The organism is Aliidiomarina sp. (assembly GCF_022565475.1).
Classification (GTDB): Bacteria; Pseudomonadota; Gammaproteobacteria; order Enterobacterales; family Alteromonadaceae; genus Aliidiomarina.
Window position 1 is genome coordinate 150,626 of the sequence record NZ_JAIUMR010000005.1, and the last position, 19,077, is coordinate 169,702.

At 48.2% G+C, this 19,077-nt stretch carries 15 protein-coding genes and 1 CRISPR repeat array (1 of these 16 running past the window's edge); all 15 genes read left to right on the plus strand.

The features are described from left to right. The first annotated feature begins 177 nt into the window (after nt 1-177). The 15 genes from LAT77_RS06360 to cas2e all read left to right on the plus strand — a co-directional run bounded on the left by LAT77_RS06360 (nt 178) and on the right by cas2e (nt 17,891). Complete coding sequence (locus LAT77_RS06360; RefSeq protein WP_290563723.1) at nt 178-858, plus strand: GntR family transcriptional regulator; 681 nt, start codon at nt 178-180, stop codon at nt 856-858. 1 nt (nt 859) lies between these two features. Continuing rightward, entirely contained in the window at nt 860-1,741 is an 882-nt protein-coding gene (gene prpB / locus LAT77_RS06365) for a methylisocitrate lyase (protein ID WP_290563724.1), read from the plus strand. A 12-nt stretch (nt 1,742-1,753) separates the two neighbouring features. Next, entirely contained in the window at nt 1,754-2,878 is a 1,125-nt protein-coding gene (gene prpC, locus LAT77_RS06370; protein ID WP_290563725.1) for a 2-methylcitrate synthase, read from the plus strand. A 74-nt stretch (nt 2,879-2,952) separates the two neighbouring features. Then, nucleotides 2,953-5,541: a Fe/S-dependent 2-methylisocitrate dehydratase AcnD gene (acnD, locus tag LAT77_RS06375; RefSeq protein ID WP_290563726.1), complete on the plus strand. Its 2,589-nt coding sequence runs from the start codon at nt 2,953-2,955 to the stop codon at nt 5,539-5,541. A 60-nt stretch (nt 5,542-5,601) separates the two neighbouring features. Further along, nucleotides 5,602-6,777, plus strand: a complete 1,176-nt coding sequence (gene prpF, locus LAT77_RS06380) for a 2-methylaconitate cis-trans isomerase PrpF (RefSeq protein WP_290563727.1) — start codon at nt 5,602-5,604, stop codon at nt 6,775-6,777. Nucleotides 6,778-6,922: 145 nt separating this feature from the next. Further along, the gene (locus LAT77_RS06385) at nt 6,923-7,759 is read left to right on the plus strand and encodes a WYL domain-containing protein (protein WP_290563728.1); all 837 of its coding nucleotides are present in this window, start codon (nt 6,923-6,925) and stop codon (nt 7,757-7,759) included. 143 nt (nt 7,760-7,902) lie between these two features. Next, complete coding sequence (cas3, locus tag LAT77_RS06390) at nt 7,903-10,593, plus strand: CRISPR-associated helicase Cas3' (protein WP_290563729.1); 2,691 nt, start codon at nt 7,903-7,905, stop codon at nt 10,591-10,593. Between the two features lie 507 nt (nt 10,594-11,100). Then, nucleotides 11,101-12,723, plus strand: coding sequence for a type I-E CRISPR-associated protein Cse1/CasA (gene casA / locus LAT77_RS06395; RefSeq protein WP_290563730.1), 1,623 nt, complete (start codon nt 11,101-11,103; stop codon nt 12,721-12,723). Next, nucleotides 12,720-13,292, plus strand: a complete 573-nt coding sequence (gene casB / locus LAT77_RS06400) for a type I-E CRISPR-associated protein Cse2/CasB (RefSeq protein ID WP_290563731.1) — start codon at nt 12,720-12,722, stop codon at nt 13,290-13,292. Before casA ends, casB begins: the two co-directional genes overlap by 4 nt. Nucleotides 13,293-13,325: 33 nt before the next feature. Next, a complete protein-coding gene (gene cas7e / locus LAT77_RS06405; protein WP_290563732.1) occupies nt 13,326-14,360 on the plus strand; it encodes a type I-E CRISPR-associated protein Cas7/Cse4/CasC in 1,035 nt (344 codons plus the stop codon). Between the two features lie 12 nt (nt 14,361-14,372). After that, nucleotides 14,373-15,116, plus strand: coding sequence for a type I-E CRISPR-associated protein Cas5/CasD (gene cas5e, locus LAT77_RS06410; protein ID WP_290563733.1), 744 nt, complete (start codon nt 14,373-14,375; stop codon nt 15,114-15,116). A 2-nt stretch (nt 15,117-15,118) separates the two neighbouring features. Beyond that, nucleotides 15,119-15,820, plus strand: a complete 702-nt coding sequence (gene cas6e, locus LAT77_RS06415; protein ID WP_290563734.1) for a type I-E CRISPR-associated protein Cas6/Cse3/CasE — start codon at nt 15,119-15,121, stop codon at nt 15,818-15,820. 26 nt (nt 15,821-15,846) lie between these two features. Then, nucleotides 15,847-16,680, plus strand: a complete 834-nt coding sequence (locus LAT77_RS06420) for a KilA-N domain-containing protein (RefSeq protein WP_290563735.1) — start codon at nt 15,847-15,849, stop codon at nt 16,678-16,680. After that, nucleotides 16,680-17,600 carry a type I-E CRISPR-associated endonuclease Cas1e gene (gene cas1e, locus LAT77_RS06425; protein ID WP_290563736.1) on the plus strand — a complete coding sequence of 307 codons (921 nt, stop codon included), beginning with the start codon at nt 16,680-16,682 and terminating at the stop codon, nt 17,598-17,600. Before LAT77_RS06420 ends, cas1e begins: the two co-directional genes overlap by 1 nt. A gap of 12 nt (nt 17,601-17,612) precedes the next feature. After that, on the plus strand, nt 17,613-17,891 hold the full coding sequence (gene cas2e, locus LAT77_RS06430; protein ID WP_367118135.1) for a type I-E CRISPR-associated endoribonuclease Cas2e: 279 nt from the start codon (nt 17,613-17,615) through the stop codon (nt 17,889-17,891). An 83-nt stretch (nt 17,892-17,974) separates the two neighbouring features. Further along, nucleotides 17,975-19,077: direct repeats of the CRISPR family, unit length 27 nt; unit sequence CCGTTCCCCGTACACACGGGGATAAAC; it runs 1,732 nt beyond the window's last position.

Consider the following 19,077-nt stretch of genomic DNA (forward strand, 5'->3'; position numbering starts at 1 on the left):
CCGAGTACTGAACAGTAAAAACCCAGTCCTTCGTGGCTGGGTTTTTTGATCCCAATTTGTTCAATGTCAAAGTTTCAACAACTTAGCAGATTGTCGACAATTATAATTTAAGAACGCCTTGAAGTTGTCTAAAATCCCATCTAAAATTGTTTTTCCATTTTTGCTGTCGACAATTTTATGATTCAAAGCCCCGTTTGGCGTTCACCCATTACCGCTTCTGATCGCGTTTTAGCGGAAATTCAACAAGCTATCGTAGCGGGTGAAATTCCGGCTGGCAGTAAGATCAGTGAGCCTGAGCTTGCGCGCCGTTTTGCGGTGAGCCGAGCGCCACTGCGTGAAGCATTGGCGCGACTCGAGCGATGTCATTTAATTGAGCGCACGCCAAATGCTGGGGCGCGCGTGGTGACCCTGTCGACAGCTGGGCTGCGTTCGCTCTATGAAATTCGTGAGGAGCTTGAAGGCTTGGCCTGTCGCCTTGCGGCGGAGCACATGGCCGACGAAGAGATTGCCGACATGCGCCGCTTACTCGATCAGCATCTGCAAGAGCAACGGGTGCGGGAAGGCGAGAGCTATTACCAAGAAGCGGGCGACTTAGACTTTCATTACCGGATTATTTTTGGCAGCAAAAATCAGTATTTGATCAATATTCTTTGCGATGAGCTGTACTACTTGATGCGCATGTATCGCGTACAGCTAGGCATGAACGGACCGCGGGTGTCGCGGGCGTTTGACGAACACAAGGCAATTATCCAAGCGATAGCGAATCGTGATGGTGAACTTGCTGACTTATTGATGCGCCGGCATGTGTCCGCGTCGCGTCACCATATTGAAATACAATTGCAACAGATGGGGAAATAACATGACACAAATGCACAGTGCTGGCGCCAAATTACGCCAAGCGATTCAGTCAGAAAAGCCATTACAAATCGTCGGTACCATTAATGCGTACACAGCGATGATGGCCGAGCGCGTTGGCCACAAAGCGCTCTATTTGTCGGGTGCTGGTGTGGCGAATGCCTCATTTGGTTTACCTGACTTGGGCATGACTTCTCTGAATGACGTCTGCGAAGACATTCGCCGAATTACTGCTGCAACTGACGTGCCTTTATTAGTGGACGCGGATACCGGTTGGGGTGGTGCATTTAACATTGCCCGGACCGTGAAAGAAATGACCCGCGCTGGAGCAGCTGGTTTTCACATTGAAGACCAAGTTGCGCAAAAACGCTGTGGTCACCGCCCAAATAAAGAAATTGTGTCACAAGGTGAAATGGTTGACCGGGTAAAAGCCGCGGTGGATGCCCGTATTGACGATCAGTTTTTAATTATGGCGCGCACCGACGCTCTGCAACAAGAAGGTTTAGAAGCCGCCATTGAGCGTGCTCAAGCCTGTGTTGAAGCCGGTGCCGATGCAATTTTTGCCGAAGCGGTACATACCTTAGAACAGTATCAAGCGTTTACCAACGCACTGAATGTACCGGTACTAGCGAATATTACTGAGTTTGGTGCTACGCCACTATTCAACAAAGATGAGCTCGCTGGCGTCGGCGTCGAAATGGTGTTGTATCCATTGAGTGCTTTCCGTGCCATGAACAAAGCGGCATTGAATGTGTATGAAAATATTTTGGCGAAGGGCGATCAGAAAGACGTGGTCGAAACCATGCAAACCCGCGCCGAGCTGTATGACTTTTTAAACTATCACTCGTTTGAAGAAAAATTAGACGCCCTGTTTTCGAAAAAATAAGAGGAACGAATTATGTCTGAGAAAAAATTAGGTGGCGCAGGTTTGCGCGGACAAGTGGCTGGCGAAACAGCGTTATGTACCGTTGGTAAAAGCGGCTCTGGTCTTACGTATTATGGCTACGACATTAAAGAGCTAGCCGACAAAGTTAGTTTTGAAGAAGTGGCTTATTTGTTGGCGAAAGGTGAGTTACCGAACGCAGCGCAACTTGCTGACTACAAAGCACGCTTGAAGCAACAACGTGGCTTGCCACAAGCATTGAAAGACGTGCTTGAGCGTATTCCTGCTGACGCACACCCGATGGACGTCATGCGTACCGGTTGTTCATTCCTTGGCAACATTGAGCCAGAAGAAGACTTTAGCCAAGCTGATGCGAAAATCGAGCGTTTGTTAGCAGCATTCCCAAGCATCTTGTTGTATTGGTACCGTTTCAGTCACGACGGCGTGCGCATTGAAACGCAAACGGACGACGATTCAATTGGTGCACACTTCCTGCATTTGTTGCATGACAAAGCGCCCAACGAGCTGCATACAGCAGTGATGAATACCTCGTTGATTCTATACGCAGAGCATGAGTTCAATGCGTCGACCTTTACGGCGCGCGTTTGTGCGTCGACCTTGTCGGATATCTTTTCGTGTGTGACCGGCGCGATTGGTTCACTACGTGGGCCATTGCACGGCGGTGCTAACGAAGCCGCGATGGAATTGATTGAGAACATGAAAGACGCGGACGACGCGGAGCAAACTCTGATGGGCATGCTTGAGCGCAAAGAGAAAATCATGGGCTTCGGACACGCCATTTACAGTGAATTCGATCCGCGTAACGACATTATTAAAGAGTGGTCTGAAAAACTCTCGAAAGAGTTTGGTGACAGCCGTTTGTACGACGTGTCTGTGCGCTGTGAAGAAGTGATGTGGCGCGAGAAGAAGCTCTTCCCAAATGCGGACTTCTTCCACGCTTCGGCGTATCACTACATGGGCATTCCAACCAAATTATTTACGCCGATTTTCGTGATGTCGCGCGTGACAGGTTGGACGGCACACGTGAAAGAGCAGCGTGCGAACAACCGGATTATCCGCCCGAGTGCGGACTACACCGGCCCAGGTCCACGCCCAGTGCCTGCACTTAACGAGCGCTAAAATAGCCAAGGGAGAAGCGAGCGCTTCTCCCTTTTTTCGCTACATTCAATTCAACGACGAGTTAGTGGTTCATTATGAATACTGAATATCGCAAACAGCTTCCTGGCACGAATCTTGAGTACTTCGATACCCGCGCAGCGGTCGAAGCGATTCAGCCAGGCGCTTATGAAAAACTCCCGTACACTTCGCGGATTTTGGCGGAAAACTTAGTTCGCCGCTGCGAACCAAGCCGCTTAACCGCGTCTTTGCAGCAGATTATCGAGCGCAAGCGCGACTTAGATTTCCCATGGTTCCCTGCACGCGTCGTGTGCCATGACATTCTGGGTCAAACCGCATTGGTCGACTTGGCCGGATTGCGTGATGCCATTGCTGCTAAAGGCGGTGATCCAGCCAAAGTAAACCCTGTAGTGCCGACCCAGTTAATTGTCGACCACTCGTTGGCTGTTGAACATGCGGGTTTTGAAAAAGACGCATTTGAGAAAAACCGTGCGATTGAAGATCGCCGTAACGATGACCGTTTCCATTTTATTAACTGGACAAAAACGGCCTTTAAAAACGTTGACGTGATTCCGCCGGGTAACGGCATCATGCACCAAATCAACTTAGAGAAAATGTCGCCGGTGGTGCAGATTCGTGACGGTATCGCTTTCCCAGATACCTGTGTGGGTACCGATAGTCACACGCCAATGGTTGACGCACTGGGTGTTATTTCCGTTGGTGTCGGCGGCTTAGAAGCCGAAAGCGTAATGCTTGGCCGTGCCTCGTATATGCGTTTACCGGACATTATTGGTGTTGAGCTGACTGGTAAATTGCAGCCAGGCATTACCAGCACCGACTTAGTCCTCGCCATGACCGAATTTTTGCGTCGCGAGCGGGTGGTTGGCGCTTACCTCGAGTTTTACGGTGAAGGCGCAGACAAACTGACCGTTGGTGATCGCGCGACAATTTCCAATATGACGCCAGAGTATGGTGCCACTGCCGCAATGTTCTACATTGACCAGCAAACCATCGATTACTTAACCCTGACAGGTCGTGACGAGAAGCAAGTCGCGTTAGTGGAAGCTTACGCAAAAGAAACCGGTTTGTGGGCAGACAGCCTGAAAACGGCCGAGTACGAGCGCGTTTTGACCTTTGATCTCAGCAAAGTACGTCGTAATTTAGCGGGCCCTTCGAATCCGCACGCATTGCTGCCTGCGTCAGAACTCGCAGCTCGCGGCATTTCGGGTACAGTTGAGAACGAAGAAGGCAAAATGCCCGACGGTGCTTGTATTATTGCGGCGATTACCAGCTGTACCAATACCTCGAACCCACGCAATATGATTGCCGCTGGTTTGATTGCCCGTAACGCCAATAAATTAGGTTTAACCCGCAAGCCATGGGTGAAAACCTCGTTAGCACCGGGTTCGAAAACCGTAAAAATGTATTTGGAAGATGCGGAGCTACTGCCAGAACTTGAGCAATTGGGCTTCGGTGTCGTCGCCTTTGCATGTACCACCTGTAACGGTATGAGCGGTGCCTTAGACCCGAAAATCCAAGAAGAAATAATCGAGCGTGACCTTTACGCAACGGCTGTATTGTCGGGTAACCGTAACTTCGACGGCCGTATTCATCCGTATGCCAAACAAGCGTTCTTGGCGTCGCCACCGCTGGTGGTGGCCTATGCGATTGCCGGTACTATTCGTTTTGACATCGAAAAAGATGCATTGGGCTATGACCAGAATGGCAACCCAGTAACCTTGAAGGATATTTGGCCGAGCGACGAAGAAATCGACGCGATTGTGAAGCAAGCAGTGAAGCCAGAGCAGTTCCGTAAGGTCTACGACCCGATGTTTAATATCTCGGTCGACATGGGTGAGAAAACGAACCCGTTGTACGACTGGCGTCCACAAAGCACTTACATTCGTCGTCCACCGTATTGGGAAGGTGCATTGGCGAGTGCGAATAGCTTAAAGGGCCTGCGTCCGTTGGCTGTGCTTGGTGACAATATCACCACCGATCATTTGTCGCCGTCGAATGCGATTATGGCGGACAGTGCGGCTGGTGAATACCTAACGAAAATGGGTGTACCGGAAGAAGACTTTAACTCGTATGCGACCCACCGTGGTGATCATTTAACCGCACAGCGCGCAACTTTTGCCAACCCGAAACTGTTTAATGAAATGGTGAAGGACGAGGGCGGCAAAGTGGTGCAAGGTTCGTTAGCGCGAGTTGAGCCAGAAGGCAAAGTGATGCGCATGTGGGAAGCGATTGAAACCTACATGGAACGCAAACAGCCGTTGATTATCATTGCTGGCGCTGACTATGGTCAGGGATCGTCACGGGACTGGGCGGCCAAAGGTGTGCGCTTAGCCGGTGTCGAAGCGATTGTTGCCGAAGGTTTCGAGCGGATTCACCGCACCAACTTGATTGGTATGGGTGTGTTGCCATTGGAATTCTTGCCGGGTACCACACGCTTAACCCTAAACATCGATGGCACCGAAACCTACGATGTGGAAGGTGAGATTGCGCCGGGTGCGGAAATGACCTTGATTATTCATCGTGCCAATGGTGAGCGAGTTGAAGTGCAAGTGAAATGTCGTCTCGACACTGGCGAAGAAGTCTCAATTTATGAGGCAGGCGGTGTGTTGCAACGCTTTGCACAAGACTTCTTAGCAAACGCTTAAAACGTAAGACTAGGCAATGGGAGCAGGCGACTGCTCCCATTTTTTAGCGTTGGAGTAACTATGTTTAAACCACAGATTAAGATTCCTGCCACGTATATGCGTGGTGGCACCAGTAAAGGGGTGTTCTTTCGGTTGGATGATTTACCGGCCGAAGCGCAGCAACCAGGAGCCGCGCGCGACGCTATCTTATTGCGTGTAATTGGCTCGCCAGACCCATACGGCAAACACACTGACGGCATGGGCGGAGCAACCTCAAGTACGAGTAAAACCGTTATTTTGTCGAAGAGTCAGCAAGCGGATCATGACGTTGATTACCTGTTTGGTCAGGTCGCAATCGACAAGCCGTTTATTGATTGGAGTGGCAACTGCGGCAACTTGACTTCAGCAGTCGGTTCGTTTGCCGTGAGTGCGGGTCTCGTACCAGCCGATCGTATTCCAGAAAATGGCACGGCGGTGGTCCGCATTTGGCAAGTGAACATTCAGAAAACCATTATTGCCCATGTGCCGATTACGAACGGTGAAGTGCAAGAAACCGGTGACTTTGAACTGGACGGTGTGACCTTCCCAGCTGCCGAAGTGCCCATTGAGTTTCTTGACCCAGCCGACGGCGAGGGCGCCATGTTCCCGACCGGTAACGTGGTTGATGAGCTTGAAGTTCCGGGCGTTGGGGTGTTTCCTGCGACCTTGATTAACGCAGGTATCCCGACCATTTTTGTCAATGCCGCAGACATCGGTTACAGCGGTACTGAGCTGCAAGGCGCGATTAATGAAGATCCGAAAGCATTGGCGATGTTTGAAACCATTCGCGCCTATGGTGCAGTGAAAATGGGTTTAATTAACGACATCGCTGAAGCGGAAAGTCGCCAACACACACCGAAAGTTGCTTTTGTGGCGCCGCCAGCAAGTTACAGCGCGTCGAGCGGAAAGGCTGTCGAAGCGAACGACATCGACTTGAACGTACGTGCGCTGTCGATGGGTAAGCTGCATCATGCCATGATGGGCACCGCAGCGGTTGCTATTGGCACTGCTGCCGCGATTCCGGGCACCTTAGTGAACTTAGCTGCCGGTGGTGGCGAACGTACGGCAGTGACCTTTGGCCACCCGTCCGGCACGCTCCGCGTTGGCGCTGAAGCTGCACTCGTTGATGGCGAGTGGGTAGTGAAGAAAGCCCTGATGAGCCGCAGTGCTCGCGTACTGATGGAAGGCTGGGTACGAGTGCCAGGTGATTGTTTTTAAACGATTACTGACACGGCGTCAGCTGTTAGAAAAACTCCCGCATTTGCGGGAGTTTTTGTTTGGGGCTCGTTGTAATAAAGGAATTGTTGTTCTGCACACCACTGTGTTATAAAACTGTTGTAAAGGAGTACGCACAGGAGGTGGAATGCTCAAGTTAGACCAACACAGCAGATTAGCGTTTATTGAATTTATTTTGTATTGGGAAGCAGAGATACAAAGCAGAACGCTAACTTCCCAGTTTGCCATTAGTCGTCAACAAGCTTGGCAAGACTTGCGAATCTACTGTGAGAGATTCCCAAAGAACTGCCTACTTGACGGACTAACGAAGGCATACCGAGTACTTCCAACTTTTTGTCCTCAAATTGTGCGACCCAATTTAGATGATTATCTGAATTGGGTGGCAAACCCCTCGTGCATACCGCAATTCACATGTGAGAAAACTTCGCCAACCGCAAGTTTGAAACTTCCACAGCGACAAGTAAACCTGCCCACTATACGTCAACTTGTTAAAGCAAAGCGCGCCTCTCAACGAGCTGAGGTTGACTATGTGTCGCTTAAAAATCCTAATCGTGAAGGTCGGATAATAACTCCACACTCTTTTTTCAATACCGGACTTCGCTGGCACCTGCGTGCTTGGTGCGAAAAACATCGAGAATATAGAGACTTTGTCTTGAGTAGATTTCGTGGAGATGTTGAGTTGTTAGGCAGAAGTGAAATGACAGGAGAAAACGATTCGAATTGGCACAAGGAGATTGAGCTTATTTTTGTTCCAGATCGACGATTAAGTCCTGAGCAGAGGGCTGTTATTGCACATGATTACGCGATGGAAGACGGCGAGCTGTGTGTAAATACTCGAGCTGCATTAGCGCATTACCTGTTACAGCAAATGCAAGTAAACGTTACAACACTTCATGCAAATCCCGAGGCTCAGCAGTTGGAGTTGGTAAATATAAATGACGTTAAAGAATGGCTTTTTCATTGATTCGATAGATTTTTGAGTTGATAGGTAAAGTTACTTTACGAGCTAATGTGCGCAGGGGTTGAACAGTTTTTGAACTGGTGTAGGGTGGAGTGTGAGCGAGGGACTTGTGGAATGGAAATAACATGAACAATTTACAAGGTGACTTGAGTTACTTTGGCTACTGGGGTAAAGCCAAAAAAGACTCCAAGTCAGACGGTCCAGATTACCATTTACTGGCTTACCATAGTTTGGATGTGGCAGCCGTTGGATGGAGTTTGCTGAACCCTAACAATAAATCATGTCAAGAGTTGTCCTCATTTCTTGAGCTTACTCCCAAGCAACTACAACACATATTTACATTCGCTTTGGCATTGCATGATTTGGGAAAGTTTAGCGGTGCTTTTCAGGCATTAAAGCTGTTTGATACCAAGGCTTTGCATCAGTTTAAAGTGCGCAAGCCTTATGATGGTGCGAAAGCGAGACACGATATGTTGGGTTGGGTACTGTGGCAACTAGCTTTAGACGAAGGTTTAGACTTGCCATTCATAACAAAACAATCACTTCCATCCGATATCTTAGAGAAAACACTTTGTACATTATTGGATACCACTTGGGGACATCATGGAAAACCTATCCGCCCCGGTCGCTTAACTGAACTGGAAGACCATTTGGTTGAAGCCAATATTCGGCATACCAAAAGCTTTATTGAAGATGCTGCGAACTTATTCCAGCCAGAGTGGCCAGCCAGTTTCTTTACCGCAGACGTACAGCGTTGTTTTCGTCAAATAAGTTGGCACCTAGCTGGTGTTGCAATTTTGGCTGATTGGTTGGGCTCAGATACCCGATATTTCCCTTATAAAACAGATTTTTTAAGTCTAGCTGAATATTGGCCAGATGCTTTGAATCGGGCAGAGAAGGCCATTGCTGCAACCGATTTATTTAAAGTCTTTTACGTGCAACCTTTTGCTGGGTTTCAGCCGCAGTTTGGTTTTAAGCCCACGCCATTACAGCAGTGGGCAGCCACAGTGCCAATTGCTGAGGGGCCGCAGCTGTTTATTCTGGAAGATATAACCGGCTCGGGTAAAACGGAGGCAGCTTTAACGCTGACTCAGCGGATTATGGCAGCAGGCGAGGCTGATGGTTTTTATTTTGGTTTACCTTCAATGGCAACGTCGAATGCGATGTTTAAGCGGGTAACTTCACACTACCAGCAGATGTATCAGCAAGATGCACCTAGCATAGTGCTGGCGCACGGTGCCCGTGATATGGAGCAAAGTTTCAGGGATATTCTTTTACCAAATAGATCAGCAGATGCCAGCTATCAGCCGGATGAGCAAACAGCTACCGTAGTATGTAATGAATGGTTTGCTGATTCGCGGAAGAAAGCCTTACTGGCACCAGTTGGTGTGGGCACTTTAGATCAGGCTTTATTGGCTGTCTTACCAAGGCGGCATCAGGCATTACGAATGGTTGGCTTGCATCGTAAGGTGCTAATTTTTGATGAAGTACATGCAGCTGATGAATATATGTTGGTGCTATTAGAGGATTTATTGCAGCACCATGCCAGACAGGGCGGTAGCGTGATTTTATTAACCGCAACGTTGGCACAACAACAGCGACAACAGCTGGTTACACGCTGGCTAGAGGTTCTAGGCCAGCCAACTAATTGTGAGTATAACAATGCTTTTCCACTCGCAAGCCAAGTTAGCAGCGCAGGTTTACACCAGGTTGCTTTAGCCTCCCGCCCAGATGTATGTCGTACACTGAATGTCGCTTTTTTGCATGCAACCTCCGATTGTGTTGCCACAATAGTTGCTGCGGTAGCAAAAGGGCAGTCGGTGGTGTGGATATGTAATTCGGTTGCTGATGCTTTGGCCGCTTACAAATTAGTCTCAGCTGCAATACCGAACCCTGCGAAGTGCTTATTGTTTCATAGCCGTTTTGCACTAATAGACCGGCAGCGCATTGAACAACAAGTGCTGTGCACTTTAGGCAAGCAATCAGCCGCAGCAGAACGTAAAGGCAAGGTAGTGATCTCAACCCAGGTATTTCAGGAAAGCCTCGATGCCGATGCAGATTTAATGATTTCTGATTTATGTGCGATTGATGACTTAATTCAGCGGGCAGGTCGTTTGCATCGTCATACCCGTGATGTGAATGGCTGTTACAAGGCTGGTATAAAAGACCAAAGGCCAGAACCACTGCTCTTTGTGCATTGCCCGGAATTTACTGACGCACCCAAAGCAGACTGGCTATCGGCGCAGTTTCGCAATACCCAGCTAGTGTATCGTTCAGCAGGTAAATTATGGCTGGGACTCCGGGTGTTAACCCGACAACAAGCCATACGAATGCCGGAAGATGCCAGGTTGCTGATTGAGTCCGTGTACGGCGAACATGCCAGCAAAGAGATCCCAGAAGCGTTGTGGCAAGACGAGCTGATGCATCATGGTGAAATTCAGCGAAAAACTAACAAGGCCATGCAGCAAACAATTGATTGGTCTCAAGGTTACTGTGCAGACAGCGCCGTAAAGTGGTACGAAGATGAAACCGATATTAGTACCCGTTACAGCGATATGGAAACAGTAGAAGTTGTACTGTTAAAACGTAACGCTGCTGGGCAAATCGTGCTATGGGCAGATGGGCAGGCCTACGCATTGGCGCTAAGCAAACTAAAACTACCAAAACATCATGCAGATAAGTTAATTGATTTTGCTGCACAGTACCCGGCGCAAGCTGAGCAATTTAAACAGCAATATCGTCAGGCAAAATTTACCCGCTTTTGGTTGGCTGAAGATGACTTAAACTTTGAGTATTCCACTCAGATAGGTTTCAGCCCTAAAGAAAACCCCGCATAGGCGGGGAACATCTTTCATGTTTAACACGATGCATTGCATCAATGCGGTTTATCTCTGCGCGGCAGAGAAGCGACAAGGATACGCTGACTAACAGATGTTTTCAATAAGACAGAATATTAATGATGCTTTGCATCAATGCTTATTTATTTGTTGATTTGCTTGTTTTTTGGGCGTATAGTGGCTCGGTGCCTAGGAGGTGGAGCGTAAATGAGGCAGCTTCCCCCCAAGAACGCTCACGAGTCGAACCGTTGATACTACTTGGTTTAGGTATGGCTTGCAATATGGCCTAGTCAGAGTCCTCTATCATCTTTTGAGGGCAATAAAATGCTGAAATCAGATGTTGATGATTACATAGTTATTTTTAGGCGCTATAGAAAAGACAAGTCTGGTCAGTTGTTAGACGCCAGAAAATATGGATTAAAGGCATGGCCTATAAAAATCCGTAAGTCTGTTTAACCAATATAAGGTGTGGCGTTAATACCGTCACACCTTTCATCAGGAGGATGGATGAACTTACTTTTTGATCCGTGGATACCGGTGCGTTCGCACAACGGCGAGCAGCAGATTATCTGCTTTAACCAACTGACCGATACTAATATTGCCGACTTTGCTTTTCCAAGAGCAGACTTTCAAGGCGCGGCTTATCAGTTTGCTATTGGTGTAATGCAAACCTTGTTTGCTCCGCAAAATGAAGAGCAATGGCTTTTAAGCTATCAACAGGCTCCAGATTTACCATTACTGACCAGTGCGCTGGAAAAAGGGCGTCACGCTTTTGAATTGATTTCTGACAATGCTAAAGCAGCGCGTTTTATGCAGGACTACGATGCGCTGGAGCAAGCCGAAGCAGGCCCAATAGCTGGGCTGCTAATAGAGGCACCGGGCGGCAATACCCTAAAGTTGAATACTGATCATTTCGTAAAGCGAGGTCTGTATAACCAGATATCATTACCTATGGCAGCGATAGCGCTCTTTACCTTGCAAATTAATGCGCCATCAGGTGGGCAAGGGCATCGCACCGGCTTGCGCGGCGGCGGGCCGCTTACCACCTTGGTGTTGCCACATGATGCCACAGCGTCTTTATGGCAAAAGCTATGGCTAAACGTGTTAAGCCGCGAACAGTTTTCTTATAACGAGCCGGATTTACACAGCACTGCCGTTTTTCCGTGGCTTGGGCCCACTAAAGAGAGTAAGCAAAAAGGCACTGAAGTTTATGCCAAAGATGTACACCCGTTGCATATGTACTGGGCTATGCCAAGGCGGATAAGGTTGGAGGTACAACAGGGCGATGCAGTATGTGATTTAAATGGCTCGCATTGCCAGCAGTTTGTTAGCAGTTACCGTACACAAAACTATGGCTACAACTACAGTGGCAGTTGGTGGCATCCGCTCACCCATTATCGAATTAACCCGAAAAAGCCTGATGAAGATAATTTATCGACTAAAGGCCAGCCAGGTGGCGTAAGTTATAAACACTGGCAAGCACTGACGATGCTGGATGAGGAGGAAGGCAATATACCTGCAAAAGTTGTCAGTATTTATAACTTGGGTAGGTCGAGGCTAATTAGCGGACGCCGCAAAGGTGAATATCAGCGGCTGTGGGCCTTTGGCTATGATATGGACAATATGAAAGCCCGTGGTTGGTATTCAAGCGAGTTGCCATTATTTAACTTAACCACTAATCAGCGCGAAACCCTGCTAAAGCATATAAAAATAGTGCAGCAATTTGCTGCCGAGGCTTTATGGCAATGTCGTACTCAAATTAAATCAGCCTGGTTTAGTCACCCTAGTGATGTAAAAGGCGATACATCGTTTATTGATCTGCAGTTTTGGCAGCGCACAGAGCAGGCGTTTTATCACACTATAGCCACTATGCTGGCTGACGATAACAGTGGCGAGCCGTTACCGCCGGAAGCAGCATTACGTTGGTTGTTAGCGCTTAAGCATACGGCAACCGATATATTTGATGAATTGGTGTTGTCAGGTAATGACAGCCATAAACATATGGCGCGTTTTATTCAATCCCGTCGCGCCTTAACAGGCTGGTTTGCCAATGGCAAAGCAGTAAAAAGTTACAAGCAGTTTTATCACATTCCTACCGCCGTTGATACCGAGCAGGAGGCTTTAGCATGAATGAGCAACAACGTGACCTAACGCGCCAGGCAGTGCAGCAGGCCGAATACTGGTGGCAGCAAATGGCTTTGCCTACTGAACAAGTAAAAGGCATGAAAGCGCCAAGTCGCTATCGAGCGGAGCTTCGACGCTGTAATAGTGCTGATGCAGCCATGCTGACAGAAGGCTTCAGAGTGTTATGGCTGGCACTACCTGAAAGTGTGCGACAGCACCGGGCATACAGTATTGAAGCCTGGGCTACGGTAGCGGCTGTGCTGGCCCATATTACCGAAACACAAAGTTGTAGTTTTGGCAGCAGCCTCGGCCAGTGGGATAGCAAAACAGATAAAGCGGTTGTGAGTGAATTACGTTTGCAGCAGCTACAAGGTGCCCGTAGTAGCCAGGATTTTTTCCGGCGTTTACATCGCCTGGTTAAACAGTTGGGTGGTAAAGCCAACCTCAAAATGCTGACTCAGGACATTCTTGACTGGTTTGACGAGCATTATTCACAGCAACCACGCCGGGCAGATAAACGCGTTGCTGTACGCTGGGCACTGGATTACTACAGTCAACAACCGAAAAAAGTTTAAAACTCAAATTGATAATGAATTAAGGAAAATATCATGAGCAAATTTATTCAAATGCATTTACTAACTTCTTATGCGCCGTCTAATTTAAACCGCGATGACTTGGGACGGCCAAAAACTGCTCGTATGGGAGGCTCTGAGCGGTTGCGGGTGAGTTCGCAAAGTTTAAAACGTAACTGGCGCTGCTCTGATTTATTTGAGCAGGCATTGGCCGGCCATATTGGTACACGTAGCAAACGTTTTGGTGAGCAATTACGCCTTCAGTTAGAAGCAAAAGGGGTTAGTGACAAAAAAGCGATTGAGTGGGCATCGGCTATTGCTAGCCAGTTCGGTAAGTTAAAAAAGGGCTCGGTTGAAATCGAGCAATTGGCACATATTAGCCCAACTGAACAGCAAGCTGCTTTTGACTTGCTGGATACATTGGTTGCAGAAGACCGAGCGCCATCCAATGAAGAATTGGCTTTGCTCACCAATACGACAACAGCAGTGGATATTGCCATGTTTGGCCGTATGCTGGCATCTAGCCCTGAGTTTAACATTGAAGCCGCTTGTCAGGTGGCACATGCCATTAGTGTCCACAGTGTTGCGGTGGAAGATGATTACTTTACTGCTGTAGACGATTTAAATGATGGCCTCGAAGATCGTGGAGCATCACACATTGGCGAATCAGGATTCGCCGCTGCGTTGTTTTACAGCTATATCTGCATCGACAAAGAGCTGTTGGTTGAGAATCTGGCTGGTGATATTGAACTGGCAAATAAAGCCATCGCGGCGTTAACAGAAGCGGCAGTAAAAGTATCGCCCAAAGGTAAGCAGAACTCTTTTGCCTCTCGTGCTTATGCTAGTTATGTGATGTTGGAAAAAGGTAACCAACAACCTCGTTCATTATCAGTGGCGTTTTTAAAGCCAGTTTTTGGCGATGATCAGGCCTCTGAAGCGATCAATAAGTTACAGCGTCAAGCAGCTATTTTTGATCAGGTATATGGCCCTTGCGCTGATAGTCGCGCAGAACTTAATGCGGTTACCGGTGAGGGCAGTTTTAATGAATTAGTCGCCTTTATTGCTGATTAATGAGGAGGCGATATGCAATATCTGGTTTTTCGGTTGTATGGTGCTATGGCCAGTTGGGGCGAGGCCGCTGTGGGGGGCGATCGTCCCTCGGCAACACACCCTGGCCGCTCTGCGATACTGGGTTTATTGGCCGCAGCACTTGGTATTAAACGTACCGAGCAAGCAAAGCTAAATGAGCTGTATCAATCAATGCAGTTCGCGGTAAAAGAATATAGCGCAGGTGTTTTAGTGCGCGATTATCATACAGTGCAAGTGCCATCGACAGATAAGAAGCGGGTACACCGGCATAGAAAAAGCGAGCTGGCCGCACCAGGTTATAAACTAAATACCGTGTTATCAAGCCGTGATTACAGGGATGATGGTGTTTGGTTAGTAGCCATTTGGTTAACGGATTCCGCGACAGTGACGCTGCCTGAGCTAGCAGATGCACTGTTAAAACCGCGTTTTACGCTGTATTTGGGCCGAAAGTCTTGCCCATTGGCGGCACCATTAAACCCCAGGGTTTTAGATGCCGATTGCTTACAGCAGGCCTTGGATAGTGATGTCTTACCTTTGCTTGGCTCAACTGAGCAGGACAGCATTTGGTTACGCTACCCAAGACAGAGTGTTTACTACTGGCAGGGTGCTTCTGAACTCATGCAGGTTTCTGGCGCTACAGTACAAAGTCGGCAGTTATGGGATGAACCAGGTGACCGGATCAAGTGGCAATTCTCCAGTCGGATTGAACACCAGTTAACGGTAAGCAGGGAGCGTTAAATATGTATCTTTCCAGAGTCCGCTTTTTACCGGGTAACACGGCACATAATGCGCTGCTGGCCGTTCAACGTAAGGGCAGTTATGCCAGCCACCAATTGTTGTGGCAACTTTTCACCGAGCAGCAGCAACGAAACTTTTTGTTTCGTGAAGAGCAGGCCAATGGTTTGTCCGGGCAACAAGGTATGCCGGAGTATTTAGTGCTATCGCAAACCGCCCCCATACTGAACTCTGAATTATTTCAGGTTGAAACCAAGCTGTTTGCTCCTAAGCTGTCTGCAGGTGACAAATTGGCGTTTCGGTTACGAGCCAACCCTACGGTATCCAGCAAAACCGCAGAGAATACAGACAAAAGAGGGCGGCGGCATGACGTTATGATGCATGCCAAAAAGTGTGCACAGGCTGAGGGTGTTAAAGATCCGCTAATCATACAGCAGCATATGGAGCAGGCAGCGTTAAACTGGTTGTTGAAAGATGAACGGGTCGCCCGTTTGGGTATTCGTTTTGATACGCAACCTAGCGTAATGACTTACAGCCAACACAAAACCAGCAAAAAAGCGCAGCAGCCGGTTATCAGTTACAGCACTGTTGATTATGAGGGCGTATTCACCGTAACCGAGCCTGAGCTGTTATTAAGCCAAATTGCTCAGGGCATTGGTCGGGCCAAAGCCTTCGGCTGCGGCCTGATGCTACTGCGCCGGGTGTAATAACTTTAAGTCACGGAGGATAACCAATGGCATCAAAAATAGAGGTACTAGATCAGAAGATAACTACTTTTACCCAACACGGAATCGAATACATCTGTATTACCGACATGGCACGTTTTAAGCACGCAGAAAGGACTGGAGTTATTATCGGTAACTGGATGCGCAATCGCAATACTATTGAGTTTTTAGGGATTTGGGAGCAACTGAATAATCCGGGTTTTAAAGTCATCGAATTCGATGACTTTAAAAAGCAAGCTGGGTTAAACAGTTTTACCTTAACGCCCAAACAATGGATTGAGCAGACAGGTGCTATAGGGTTTGTTTCCAAAGCAGGCCGCTATGGTGGTACCTATGCGCAAAAAGATATTGCTTTTGAATTTGCCAGTTGGATCTCGGTTGAATTTAAGCTGTATTTAATTAAAGAGTTTCAACGCTTAAAAGAGCAAGAATTCCAGCAGCTTGGCTGGGATATCCGGCGTAATCTGGCTAAGATAAATTACCTTATTCATACCGATGCTATTAAACAAAACCTGATCCCTGACACCTTAACCCCAGCTCAAATCAGCCATGTTTATGCTGATGAGGCTGATATACTGAATGTGGCGCTGTTTGGCGTTACAGCTAGGCAGTGGCGCGAGCAAAATCCAGGTGCAAAAGGAAATATGCGCGATCACGCCAATGTTCAACAGTTGGTGTGCCTGGCTAATCTGGAAACGATGAATGCCTATCTTATCCAACAAGGAGTTACCGCAGGAGAACGCTTGCAGCAATTAAATGCACTGGCAATTTCGCAAATGACAATATTAAGCCGACAGGCGTTACCTTTCACGGGGCTGCAAAACATTGATGGCGGTAACTAATGGCTTTTATTCCACTTAAACCTATACCGTTGAAAGAACGGAATTCAATGATCTTTATTGGTATGGGACGCATTGATGTTAAAGATGGTGCTTTTGTTGTTATCGATGAAGTTAACGGTGAGCGAATGCACATTCCGGTTGGCTCTATTGCTTGTTTAATGCTCGAGCCAGGCACCAGAATTTCACATGCGGCTATGAAACTGGCAGCAGAAGTAGGCACTTTGATTACGTGGGTTGGTGTTGGCGGAGTGAGGTTTTATTCCGCCGGTCAGCCAGGAGGAGCTCGTTCTGACAAGTTACTTTACCAAGCAAAACTCGCACTAGATGAACAATTGCGCTTAAAAGTAGTGCGTAAAATGTTTGAACTTCGTTTTGGCGAAGAAGCCCCGCAGCGGCGCAGTGTAGATCAGCTTCGCGGAATTGAGGGCGCGCGAGTACGGCAAACTTATCAGCTACTTGCCAAACAATACGGGGTAAATTGGAAGGGGCGCAAGTATGACCCCAAAGACTGGGAAGCCGGAGATATTGCTAACCAGTGCATTAGTGCAGCCACAGCATGCCTTTATGGGATAACCGAAGCAGCAATACTGGCAGCAGGTTATGCACCTGCTATAGGTTATCTACATACCGGGAAGCCACTTAGTTTTGTTTATGACATTGCAGATATAATAAAATTCGATACCGTTATTCCTTTAGCCTTTCGTATAGCGGCAAAAAATCCATTCGCGCCGGAAAAAGAAATTCGCTTAGCTTGCCGAGACTTATTCCGTTCCGATAAAACACTAAAACGCCTAATTCCGTTAATAGAAGAAATACTGGCCTCAGGAGAAATTACTCCACCCAAACCATACCCAGATGCACAGCCACCAGCCTTACCAGAGCCAGTAACAATTGGAGATGATGGTCATCGGAGTAGTTAAATGAGTATGTGTATGATCGTGACAGAAGCAGTACCACCAAGATTACGCGGGCGTTTGGCTGTATGGCTGTTAGAGGTAAGGGCCGGTGTGTATGTTGGAGACGTCGGTCAGCGTGTGCGCGAAATGTTGTGGCAACAGGTTCTAGCTTTGGCAGAGGACGGAAACGTCGTTTTGGCTTGGGCGACAAATAATGAATCTGGCTTTGATTTTGTAACTTACGGAGAAAATCGACGGCAGCCAATCGATTTTGACGGCTTAAGGCTAGTTACATTTTTACCAGATAAAAGTTGAATTCTAGGGTTATTGCTCTTTAAAAAGTTGGTAGAATTTATAAGAGAGTTTTTTCTTATAAAAATCAATGCTATATTTTTAGACCGTTCCCCGTACACACGGGGATAAACCGGTTTATCAGCCCAACGATCTTCCTCAGTACATCCGTTCCCCGTACACACGGGGATAAACCGCTCTCCAACAATACTCTTGCCAATCCACCATTCCGTTCCCCGTACACACGGGGATAAACCGGTGAGGATAATGCTGGCGTAACACACACTCTGCCGTTCCCCGTACACACGGGGATAAACCGATTAAGATTTGATGATGTTAATGGTGATCAAACCGTTCCCCGTACACACGGGGATAAACCGCCAGAGTATAGCCGCTTTCTTGAACACATGATCCGTTCCCCGTACACACGGGGATAAACCGGCATGTCGCGGCACCAAGAATCACCATCACCCCCGTTCCCCGTACACACGGGGATAAACCGCTGCCTCGGCCTATATGGGGTTAGATCGCAACCCGTTCCCCGTACACACGGGGATAAACCGCGAACTGGCGTCAACGTGAAGTAGTTTTCTTCCCGTTCCCCGTACACACGGGGATAAACCGAACAACTCCGCTGAGTGGCTTCTCAGGTATTGCCGTTCCCCGTACACACGGGGATAAACCGATACATACCGTCCGCCGCCTCATGAAGCGCTGCCGTTCCCCGTACACACGGGGATAAACCGTCCGTTGGTTGGTCAGAATCTTCAACCCGTTCCCGTTCCCCGTACACACGGGGATAAACCGCATTTCCCAATATTTAGGGTTATCCGGATAGTCCGTTCCCCGTACACACGGGGATAAACCGTTAGACTGGTCATGCTGACCGACGGATCTGTTCCGTTCCCCGTACACACGGGGATAAACCGCTGCTGCAGTATGCTTGCTGTGCTCTACGTTTCCGTTCCCCGTACACACGGGGATAAACCGCGCAATCAACGGCTGACGGCGCTGTCGAGAGCCCGTTCCCCGTACACACGGGGATAAACAGCACTGAGCCTGTCTTGACCGAGCCTGTACCTGCCGTTCCCCGTACACACGGGGATAAACCGCCGAGAATGCGGAGTTGCGACGAATTAAGTCACCGTTCCCCGTACACACGGGGATAAACCGGCTTGGAAACTACAGATGATAACTCAAGCGGCCCGTT